This is a genomic window from Sphingobacterium sp. DR205 (assembly GCF_011064245.1).
Taxonomy (GTDB): domain Bacteria; phylum Bacteroidota; class Bacteroidia; order Sphingobacteriales; family Sphingobacteriaceae; genus Sphingobacterium; species Sphingobacterium athyrii.
In genome coordinates, this window is the sequence record NZ_CP049333.1 from 5,888,050 (window position 1) to 5,899,186 (window position 11,137).

Below are 11,137 nucleotides of genomic sequence, written 5' to 3' on the forward strand. Positions count from 1 at the left end.
AATGAGTTCAAAGGAAAAAAGAGATCAGATGCTGTCGATGATAGCAGATTGGCAGCAGAGCGGTATGAGCAAGAAGCAGTACTGTGATTCAAGGGGGATCAATGAGGCGAAGTTTTATTATTGGTTTTCTCGGAGCAGGGAACAAGATGGTGCTAGTGGAAGTTTCACACCGATTGACAGATCTGTCCGTAAGGAGATAGAGATCATCTATCCCAACGGGGTTGTTCTGAAAGTGGAAAGCGATCTGGGTCTTCTGTCTCAGCTGATCCGTCTTTACTAATATGTTTTCGCTTGGGTCTTCCCACAGATTCTACCTTTACGACGGCTACTGCGATATGCGAAAAAGTTTTGATGGACTTTGCGGACTGGTGCTTTCTGTGATGCAACGCCAGCCTACCAGCGGAGAGGTCTTTGTATTTCTAAACCGTAGCCGCACCCATATAAAACTATTACACTGGGAAAGTGGTGGCTTTGTACTTTACTACAAACGTCTGGAGCAGGGAACTTTTGGTGCATCTGAACTTAAGAAAGGTGAGCTGTCCTGGAGCGATCTGATACTGATGGTCGAGGGTATACATGTTGTGAAGAGTATACAGAAAAAACGTTATTTATTACCTCAAAAACAGCTTTTTTAATGGTATTAAGGCAATAAATGCGTATCTTTATGGCATGGAAAAAGCGCTGGAAAACCTCTCGAAAGAAGACCTTATCAAGGTTGTTTCCAGCCGTGATCAAGAGATAGATTATCTAAAGTCACAGCTTGCCATGTACAAGCGCATGCAGTTCGGACAGAGTCGCGAACGCTTCGAAGGAGACCCAAACCAGACCATGCTCCCCTTTGAAGCAGAGCCGGCCGAAGTTGTACAGCAACAGGAGGAAATCAAGGAAAAGATCGAGTATGTCCGTAAACGTCCTCACCATAAAGGACGTGCGAAGTTACCTGAACATCTACCGGTAGAAGAGGTCGAGATCCACCCCGAAGGAGACCTATCGGAAATGGTATGTATTGGAAAAGAGATTACCGAAGAGCTTGAGTGCGAGCCTGCAAAGTTCTATATCAAACGTTACATCCGTTATAAATATGCGGCTAAAAACGGAGATGGCGTATCCATCGCAGGGCTTCCCGAGCGTGTCATCGATAAAGGGATACCCGGAGCGGGGCTACTAGCGATGATCCTGACTGCAAAATATATGGATCACCTTCCGCTCTACCGCCAGAAGCAGATGTTCGCCAGGGAAAATATACAGATACCATCATCCACTATCGAAGGATGGACAAAACAGGCGCTGGAAAAACTGGAACCACTGTATGAGCAACTCGTCTTCGACACCAAAACAAAAGGATATCTACAGGTTGACGAAACAGTAATAAAAGTACTGGACAGCGATAAAAAAGGAGCTTCCCATCAGGGGTACTTTTGGGTCTACCATTCGCCTTTGGATAAAACGGTGCTGTTCGATTATAACCCTTCCCGTGCTGGTCATGTACCTAAATCCATGCTGGATAACTTTAAAGGGTATCTACAGACAGATGGCTATGCGGCATACGAAAAGTTTGGTAAAAAGAAAGACATCACCCATCTGGCCTGCTGGGCACACGCACGCCGTGAGTTTGAGAGAGCCCTACAAAATGACCCGCAAAGAGCCAAAAAGGCTTTACTGATGATACAGGATCTTTATAAAGTTGAACGAAAAGCTAAGGAAGAAAAGTTATCGCCTGATAAGGTCAAGGAGCTACGGCTGAAAGAATCGCTGCCGGTTATCAACGATATGGGTAAATGGATATTCGAAGAGATAAAAAACACTTCCTAAAAGTCAGATCGGAAAGGCTATGGCCTATACCTATGCACGTTGGGATGCGCTTTCGGCTTATATGCATGATGGAAACCTACAGATAGACAACAATCTCGTGGAAAACGCTATCAGACCCATAGCGCTCGGTCGCAAGAACTGGCTCTTCGCCGGCAGTCATGAAGCCGCCGGGCGTGCGGCAATGATATATTCTTTCTTCGCTATCTGCAAAAAGCATGAAGTAAATCCTTTTAAGTGGTTAAAGCATACTTTAATAAATATAGAATCAATAAACCATAAGGATATAAAAGACCTTTATCCACAAAACTTCAAGAAATCAACTGACATGTAGTTCGCAGGGCGGATACGTATTGCTACAGCCCAGATGTTAGACATGGCAGGAATTGATGCCATTATTCTAAGTGCCGGTACCTCCAGCCAAAATCCTATGTTGCTATTCCATGGACAATCTCTCCTTAACGGTCTACTGAAGTTTGAAACCAATCCTCTTTTGAAACTTGGCATGCGGATGATGGGCCCCAGTATGTTTAAAACATATCCATATGAAGAACTATATTTATTGGACAACGCAAAAAAAATTAAGGATGCAGTAAAATGCAATCTAGTGTATGTGGGCGGGGCTACAGAAACGGAAAGCCTTGAAAAAGTGATGGAAACAGGATTTGATTTCGTTCAGTCAGGCAGGCCTCTCATGCGTGATCCAGCAATGGTTAACCATTTGAATACTTATGGCAAAAAGTATGTAAACGGGTGTGATCACTGCAACACATGTGCCACCCTTATGGGTTCACCTTACGGCATCAAATGTATTCTTCCTGAATGGGCAAATGAAGCTTAACTAAGTTATAAAATATAATAGTGTGTAAGTGTCCAAAAAAATCCAATTTTGGAGATAAAAGGATATAAAGGATAAAATCGAAATTCTTATGCAGCATTTTGAAACTTTACTTTAATAAAATATCCTGGAATTATTTTTCAAAATAACAAACAATATCACTTTTTAAACTATATTTTTATCTAAGCCAACGGCTAGTTTCATTATATTTGCATAAACCAACTTTGCTAAGCCCCAAATTTATTAACCAAAGAGAGTAAAATTGCCGTGAAGATAAAATTACTAAAAGCAGGAAATGGAGATTCTCTACTCTTATCATTCAATGATGGGAGTACCAATCGAAATATACTAATTGATGGAGGTGTAGAACAAACATATTACTCTGTTAATACTAATATTGAAGGAGACCTACTTTCTGAAATTAAATCACTCAGAAAAAAAAATCAATTTATAGATCTTCTCGTATTAACTCATATTGACAATGATCATATTTGCGGTCTACTAAAATGGTTTGAATTAGATGACAAAGCCCATGAATTGGTAAAAAATGTTTGGTTCAACTCTGGAAAATTAATTGCCACTTATCTCAAAGAACCAGAAAATGAGGTTTTAAGAGTGGGTATAAAGATATTTTCCGATACACAAACGGGGGTTCATGAAGCCATAGATTTTGAGAACTATTTGATTAAAAACAAGATATGGGATCAAAAAATAATAATAGAAGGACAACAGCTTGATAAATACGGTGTAAAAATTCAAATTCTTTCGCCCAGTGAAGCACAATTGAAAAAACTTCTAAAGGAATATAAAGAAAAAACTGGCGATCCCGCATATACTGCTGGAAAAGAAAAAGACTGGAATAAAAATATCAAGGATTTTATTGAGGAAGAAAACAAATCTGAGTTCAAATTTAATCAGGATACTAGTGTCAAAAATGGAAGCTCCATTTCATTTATCTTGACTTTGGGTAACAAACGTTTTTTGTTTTTGGCAGATTCTCATCCTAAAAATATAGTAACACAACTAAAAGCACTTGGCTATAGTAAAGAAAAACCTTTAGAAGTTGAAGTAATGAAGGTCTCTCATCATGGTAGTAAAGCAAATACTAACAAGGAGCTGTTAGAAGTTATAAAAACAGAAAATTATATTATTAGTACTGATAGTTCTGGACATAATCATCCGGATAAAAGGACATTAGCCCGAATACTAAATGTAAACCCTAATGCAATTTTTCACTTTAACTATGAACATGTCCGAAATGATATATTCTCAAAGCAAGATAGGCAAGATTTTAAAATAAAAGCTCGAATAATCAAAGAACTAGATTTTTAAATAATGACATTAGACGAATTAAAGCTATACACTGTTCGCGTAAAGGATGGAAGTGGATGTTTATTCCAGCCTATATTAGAAGAAAATAAATATACTTATATCCTAACTGCTAAGCATCTGTTTGAAAGTGTATCACAGGATGAAGATGGTAACGATGTTGCGTATGCAACTCCAGACGGAACGGAAATTTCTATTGTTAGGCAAGTGAATGTTGGTGGTCATTGGCAAGAACAAATAATTCCCTTCATTCTAATACGAAATCAAACTTATTTCCCCCATAAATATGCCGATGCTGCTATATTAAAAGTTGAACCTTTATTGCCTGAATTTGACAAAATAATATCAATCGAAATCCCTAACAAAATTGATAACTATTCATTATACGGGTTTCCTAAACAAATGGAGAATAATGCAATTGGCAGCAGGGATACCGATTACAAAATTAGAGAATCTGGACTTCCAGCACAATACTTGCAAAATGCACAACTAATAAACGATACTCTTAACAAGCTTCAAATTGAAGGAATGTCGGGCGGAGGCATACTATCAATCCAGGGTGAAAATGTTTATATTATTGGAATACAAAGCGAAATGAAACATGCAGTCTGGGCTAACGGGAAAATATGCTTTGTTCCTATGAAATACTTTTCTGAGATAATCGACTATGAAGAGTATAAAGCATTTTTGACAAAATTGCATCCTCCGTTTTTAGGGAAATTTGATTTTCTCAGAGATGAAGCATTCGCTTTGGAAGTTGACGCCTGGGATGAAAACAAAATAGAATCAATAAGAATCCATCTAAGAAATAAAGCATTGGATGTTATCCAGTCAAATATAACTCCTTTAGGTATAAGAGAATTGTTTGAAAGAAGGTTATTAATAGATGAAAATGAAGTTCAATGCTTGGACAACAAGAGTATATGGTTGGGGTGGTTAGAATTTCTTACAATCTTCAATATTATTAAAGAAGAGAATATAACCACTCAACAATTGGAGGAAATATTTAATAATGTAAGGTTAAAATATACACACGTTGAAGACTGTACTACCCTTTTTCAAGATCGCCTTTCTAAATCAGACTATTTTGGATTAAAGTCAGGTGGAACAGTAATTATTAATTCAAAAAAAACACCTCGAAAGCCGTTTAGAATACCTGTTGGAGGAATGATTAATAATATCAAGATACCGCAAGATAAAAGAGGATTTAGAACGGATTTAGGAATAGACCCCTTTCAATCATTTAGTTTTATTCACTTAGATTACTTCAAGAGTGAATGCATTTTAAATAAACTGGATGAATACGAGAATTTAAGTGAAATTCAGTTATTAACAAAATTAAAGCAAGAATACCATGAACTACTTAATTGAAGAGTTACTATCTGATATACAAAGTGAGTTCCCTAAAATCTCATTCGGATATAGGGAGACAAATTTTGGTGGCATAATTCCAACTTTCTTTATAAATATTGAAGACGAGAAAACCCTAACAAATCAATGGAAATCTATTACTGAATTTATTGCAGTACATTTTCAATCATCGCTTAGAAATGAATTTAGTGTATGGAATATTTATCTATTTTTCATTCTGGAACAAGAAATAAAAGATGACCTAAAATATATCATTGAAAACGACACATTCTCAAGCAGAAAAATTATTATTTATCCTAAACAAGATATCGAATCAATTATTCAAGAACATATAAAGAATGATGATACAGAAATACAGCCTATTATTGGTTTTGAAGAAACATCATTTCAACCAAACTCCGCTATTTGGGAAATATTAAATAGAATCAGCTATAAAAAGAAAATTACAGATGATATTAAAAATGGGCTTGATGAAATTATTCGCGAATTAAAAAAGGTAGAGAATGATGAAGTTTAAAAAAATTGAGATATCGGGCTTTAGGATATATGATGATCCTAAAGATGCAACATTTGACTTAACAACAGCATCAGATAAACCAGCAGGTTTTATATCATTATACGCACCTAATGGATTTGGTAAAACATCATTCTATGATGCAGTCGAATATGGCATAACAGGTTCTATAAACAGATTTTTCGTAGGTAATAGAGAACTGGATAAATTAGCCAATTTTCAAAATCAACAGAACGAATTGTCTTTTATTAGAAATATAAAATCTCCTCCAGATAGAGAGACATATATAAATATTACTACTGATTCGGATAAAAAGCCCATTATCAATAAAAAATTTAAAAAACATGGCAACCAAATTCATGATTTAAACTTCAAAATAAAACCAGAAGTCCATGAATTTCAAAAGGTAATATTATCTCAAGAATGGATAACAGCATTTCTCACTGAACAGAATGGTGAGTACCGTTATGAGAAGTTCATGGAAATACCTGAGTTGTCAAGTATAAACGAGTATTATAATAAACTTAAGCAAACCTGTTCCGTTCACGAAACTAAAAAGAATAAACTCAAAGAGGATATTGCAGAATTTGAAAAGAACATTCAAAATATAGATTCTGAAAATCTACTTGAGGCTGTTAATAAACAAATTCAATTATTGATAGAAAAGTTTAAAGAACAGTCTTTAACATTTTTGTCACTTGAAAGTACGCAGGAAGACATAAAGAGATTTAAAGATATTATCGCAAACAGGACTATTTCCAGTAATTATGAATCTGAATTGGTTAAATTATTGGAGTATGTAGATATCTCAAAATCAGGTAATGATTCGGTCATCGGACTTAAAACCTACTTTTCTATTCAAGAACGTATTCAAAATGATCGTAAAAAGTTATTAGAAATACAACCGCTCTTAGAAAAATTTGAAAGTCTTGAAAAGACAGGAATCGAAATAGATAACATAAAGAAATCACAGCAAATCCATATAGATGACAAAAATCGAGTTACCAAGGTGATTTCAGATTTTCCGGAATATGAGCGGATATTAAAAGAAGTACAGGAAAAAATTAGTAAAATATCGCAAACAGAGGCTATTAGTGAGGATATTAATAAGCAATTGGGTGAGCTAAATCGTATAGAAATAGAATTACGAAGCCAACTTGAAACGGTATTGAGGCAATTGGAAGAATTGGCAACTAAAAAAGCTAAGATTCCTGAAATGAAAGCAGAATTTGAACATCTAAATAACTTAATTCAAAAAACAGATAAGGAACTAAACGATAAAAAGGGACAAGCTGATAAGAACGAAAAAGAACAGCGTGAATTAGAAAGTGCTATTACGAATTTACAACGAATAATCAAGGAAATAACTGATGGATTTTATCCTCAAATTTCCGAAGACGAAAATCTAGAGGTAAGTGAATTAGTGCAAAAATTAGAAAGAGGTGAACATTTGCTTTCTAATGAAAATACAACGTTAAAATCTCTCAACACAACTATTAAACAACAGGAAACATTAAATCAAACAATATCAGATTTTATAAAGGCAGGCTTGTCTATTGTTAATGAACGTCAATCTTCCTCCTGTCCTTTGTGTGAACAAGTTTATGGCTCATACAGTGTGTTAGTTGAAAAAATCACCAATAATAAGGCATTAGATGAAACATTGAAAACACTTCTTGCTCAAAAAAGTAAGAGTGAACTACGCATTTCTGACTTAACGACAAATGTAAAACAAAGTCGAGAACAGCTTCTAAGTATTTATAGCCAACAACTTGACAAACTTTCTACTAAAAATCAAAAAGAAAGACAGTTGTTGGAAAGTCTAAGATTGAATATTAAAGATATTGAGGTAGAACTGAATATAATAAAAGAGAAGAACGAAATCCAAAAACTCGACTTAAAAGGATTGTCGTTTGAAATTTTTGAAAAGCAAATTGATGAAAATATAAAAGAAGCTAATAAAGTAAGAGATATTGTTAGCCCTAAAATCTCTATTAATAAAGAGGCTATTGATAAGGCCAAGGAGCAGTTAGTTTCCTTGAAAAATCAGATAGATTTAATTAAAAAAGAAAATGAAAGTCTAATTAATAACGAGAAATATGTGTCTGTAACAGGATGGTTTAATGAGTATTTCCCAGACAAAGAAATAAATAAGGAATTGTTGCTCCAAAGAGACTCTTCATTAACACAAAGTATTAGTCAATTTGCTACCAAACTGAAAGAAACAGAAGAAAAAAGTGATGCCCTTAATCAAGAACTGACATCCTTTAAAAGAGAGAATTTGTTACAGGAGAAAACGGAATTAGAAAAATTGACTCATGAAAATGATTTAAAACTTACTGCCTACCGTTACTTCCTAAAAGACAATTTGAATATTGATTCATCCCAAATGAATGAGACGACTCTATCAAATATAATCGAAGAAAAGCAGACAAAATATAAGGCTGATATAGAACGTACACAATCTACACAATTAGAATATCAAAAACTGGAAAAATATAGTGAGAATGTTTGGCCGTTTCTCCAATCCGAAAATGCTAAAATGAAACTTGCTAATGCAATAGAAGAACTTGACTTTTTAGAACAGAAAGTTGAGCTGGTTATAACAACAGAACGTGATAATGCCAGAACTTATCTTGAAAATCGAATCAAAAATTTTTTCCACGAGGAATTGATCAATAAATTATACAGGAAAATAGACCCGCACCCTGATTTTAAGTCAGTAAAATTTAAGGCAAACTTTGATTCCGATCATCCAAGATTGGATGTTTTTGTTGAGAATACCAAGAATGAAAATGTCCTAATACCAAACCTATATTTCAGTACTGCCCAAATTAATATATTGAGTTTAAGCATATTCTTAGCAACAGCATTAAATTCAAAAGTTTATAATTGCATCTTCATTGATGATCCAATTCAATCCATGGATAGTGTAAATGTATTATCGACTATTGATCTATTTAGGAGTATAGTGGTAAATGAAGGGAAGCAGATTGTTTTATCTACACACGACGAGAACTTCCATAATTTGTTAAAGAAAAAAATACCTTCTGGACTTTTTGAATCGAAGTTTTTGGAACTGGAATCATTTGGAAAGGTTAGAGTAAATTAATTTTTTATTCAATGTATACAGACAAGCCAGCATCAGTCAAATCAGAAGATAATTTTCAGCGTTACGAATTTGCAAAACGTATTGCATCCATCGTTGCTACTCCAAAAATTGATAAATCTCTAATTGTAGGGCTATATGGCAGGTGGGGAGAAGGAAAGACTACGGTTATGAATTTTATTCGGGAAGAATTGCCTTCGGATACAGTCGTTGTGAATTTCAATCCATGGCTTTTTTCTGATGAGCAACATTTACTTAAATCTTTCTTTTCGAGTATTACAGATGCATTAGGTGCTTCTGACAAAACAAATAAAGAAAAAATCGGTGCTTTGCTCAGTGACTATGGAGGAGCGATTGGAACAATAACACAGTTCGTTGGTGTAAAGACTGATGGTTTGGAGAAGTTAGGGAATAAACTAAAGAATACCTCTTCAGAACAGCTAAAAAAACGTATTGATGATTTGATAATTGATTCAGGAAAGAATATCGTAGTATTCGTTGATGATATTGATAGATTGGACATTCAGGAGATCCAATATGTTTTCAAGTTAGTTAAATTAGTCGGTGATTTTCCTCAAACGGCTTATATTCTTTCATTTGATGATGAAATGGTTTCGGCGGCTTTGGCTCCAAAGTATGGTGGAAACAGCAAAGTTTCAGGATACAATTTCTTAGAGAAAATTATTCAGGTGCCATTGAAAATACCCATAGCGAGTAAAAAAGCTATGTCAAAGTATACTATAACTTTGCTCAATAAAGTTCTTGAAAATTGGTCCATTCAATTAAGCGAGCATGAAAATAATAGTTTTATTGAAGCCTTTAATTCAGCTTTTCTGCCATTTATGGATACCCCTCGTTTGGGAATTCGATACGCTAACACGTTATCCTTTTCCTTACCCCTTCTTAAAGGAGAGGCCAATACAGGAGATTTAATTATTATTGAAGGTGTTAAAATATTCTATCCCGAATTGTACGATTTTATCAGGACAAATGGCTATTTATTTCTAGAAAGAACAGATAAACATTATTCTGAATTTGGAAGAGCACAGCACAAAAAAGATGATATAAAAAGGCATATTTCTTCGGTCATTCAGATATATAATGAAGACAAACAAAAGGTGATAGTTGGATTGTTGCAGTTACTATTTCCACAACTAAAATCTATCTACAGTAATACAACCTATCCAGACAAATCTTACACCCAATGGACAAAAGAAAAAAAGATTTGCTCTAACAGGTATTTTGAGCGCTATTTTTCCTATACTGTTCAAGAAGGAGTCATACCTGACAACTATTTTGATCAGTTAATAAATAGTCTTGAAATTATGCCTATTGAAGAAACCTTTCATAAACTGGAACAATCTATTGAGCAATATTCAGCATTTGAGCTTATTTTAAAACTTCGTATGCAAGAAGAATTGTTTACAGAAGAGCAGTCAATCAATTTGTCTCTTGCATTGGCGCAAATCGGACATACTCTTCCCAGGGAACAGGATATTCATTTTGCAACGACCTATGCTCAGTCTGCAAGCCTTATTGCACGATTAGTCAGAAATTTACATAAGTCAAATCAGATACAGTTTATCAAACAGCTACTTTTAGAAACTCCATCATTAGAGTATGCTATGGAAATACACTATTGGTTGATGTATCGGGAAAAGAATAACCCTGATAAGGCTATTTTCTCGAAAAATGATGAAACTCAAATTCAGGAATTCATTATTGAACGTTTTCTGAATGAAATGACAGATGAAAATTTCTTTACACTTCTTTCGGATGGTAATCTTTGGCATGTTCTCAGCTGGTGGAGTAAATCAAAGAAGTACAAGAATAAGTTACAGTCATTTTGGAAGAAACACTTAAGTAATAGGAGTAATCCTGATTTCGCATTGCAACTTATAAAGGTTTTCACCCCGACGATTAGCTCAAGTTCCTTTAGTCCACAGAGTAAGAATGTTCATAGAAGCACATACAAATCTGGTTTTTATGAAACTAATTATAGAGCAGTGAAAGAAGTTGCTGATGTAAATCTTATTAATGATAACCTTATAACCGCGTATGGTAATCATCCGCATGAAACCGGTCCATCGGTTATTTCAGATCGTGACCCCATCGACGATTACACTTTAATATCTATCTTTCAATGGTTTATTGAAAACAGTTAATT

At 34.7% G+C, this 11,137-nt stretch carries 8 protein-coding genes and 1 pseudogene; all 9 read left to right on the forward strand.

The features are described from left to right. The first annotated feature begins 1 nt into the window (after window position 1). The 9 genes and pseudogenes from G6053_RS25185 to G6053_RS25225 all read left to right on the forward strand — a co-directional run bounded on the left by G6053_RS25185 (window position 2) and on the right by G6053_RS25225 (window position 11,135). Window positions 2-280 (forward strand): IS66 family insertion sequence element accessory protein TnpB, encoded by a 279-nt coding sequence (locus G6053_RS25185; protein ID WP_241254835.1) that lies wholly within the window; start codon window positions 2-4, stop codon window positions 278-280. Window position 281: 1 nt separating this feature from the next. Then, window positions 282-635, forward strand: coding sequence for an IS66 family insertion sequence element accessory protein TnpB (gene tnpB / locus G6053_RS25190; RefSeq protein WP_277603190.1), 354 nt, complete (start codon window positions 282-284; stop codon window positions 633-635). A 34-nt stretch (window positions 636-669) separates the two neighbouring features. Then, window positions 670-2,143 (forward strand): annotated as a pseudogene (locus G6053_RS25195) (IS66 family transposase). 42 nt (window positions 2,144-2,185) lie between these two features. Beyond that, on the forward strand, window positions 2,186-2,650 hold the full coding sequence (locus tag G6053_RS25200; RefSeq protein ID WP_165308958.1) for a hypothetical protein: 465 nt from the start codon (window positions 2,186-2,188) through the stop codon (window positions 2,648-2,650). Window positions 2,651-2,914: 264 nt separating this feature from the next. Beyond that, window positions 2,915-3,979, forward strand: coding sequence for an MBL fold metallo-hydrolase (locus G6053_RS25205; protein ID WP_165308959.1), 1,065 nt, complete (start codon window positions 2,915-2,917; stop codon window positions 3,977-3,979). A 3-nt stretch (window positions 3,980-3,982) separates the two neighbouring features. Next, window positions 3,983-5,347: an ABC-three component system protein gene (locus G6053_RS25210; RefSeq protein WP_165308960.1), complete on the forward strand. Its 1,365-nt coding sequence runs from the start codon at window positions 3,983-3,985 to the stop codon at window positions 5,345-5,347. Next, complete coding sequence (locus G6053_RS25215) at window positions 5,331-5,864, forward strand: ABC-three component system middle component 1 (protein WP_165308961.1); 534 nt, start codon at window positions 5,331-5,333, stop codon at window positions 5,862-5,864. The genes G6053_RS25210 and G6053_RS25215 overlap by 17 nt, the downstream gene beginning before the upstream one ends. Next, the gene (locus G6053_RS25220) at window positions 5,851-8,973 is read left to right on the forward strand and encodes a hypothetical protein (protein ID WP_165308962.1); all 3,123 of its coding nucleotides are present in this window, start codon (window positions 5,851-5,853) and stop codon (window positions 8,971-8,973) included. The genes G6053_RS25215 and G6053_RS25220 overlap by 14 nt, the downstream gene beginning before the upstream one ends. An 11-nt stretch (window positions 8,974-8,984) precedes the next feature. Next, the gene (locus G6053_RS25225) at window positions 8,985-11,135 is read left to right on the forward strand and encodes a P-loop NTPase fold protein (RefSeq protein ID WP_165308963.1); all 2,151 of its coding nucleotides are present in this window, start codon (window positions 8,985-8,987) and stop codon (window positions 11,133-11,135) included. Window positions 11,136-11,137: the final 2 nt, after the last annotated feature.

Coding starts and splice junctions, on each gene's coding strand:
- G6053_RS25185 (WP_241254835.1), top strand. CDS start 2: ATGAGTTCAAAGGAAAAAAGAGATCAGATGCTGTCGATGATAGCAGAT.
- tnpB (WP_277603190.1), top strand. CDS start 282: ATGTTTTCGCTTGGGTCTTCCCACAGATTCTACCTTTACGACGGCTAC.
- G6053_RS25200 (WP_165308958.1), top strand. CDS start 2,186: ATGGCAGGAATTGATGCCATTATTCTAAGTGCCGGTACCTCCAGCCAA.
- G6053_RS25210 (WP_165308960.1), top strand. CDS start 3,983: ATGACATTAGACGAATTAAAGCTATACACTGTTCGCGTAAAGGATGGA.
- G6053_RS25215 (WP_165308961.1), top strand. CDS start 5,331: ATGAACTACTTAATTGAAGAGTTACTATCTGATATACAAAGTGAGTTC.
- G6053_RS25220 (WP_165308962.1), top strand. CDS start 5,851: ATGATGAAGTTTAAAAAAATTGAGATATCGGGCTTTAGGATATATGAT.
- G6053_RS25225 (WP_165308963.1), top strand. CDS start 8,985: ATGTATACAGACAAGCCAGCATCAGTCAAATCAGAAGATAATTTTCAG.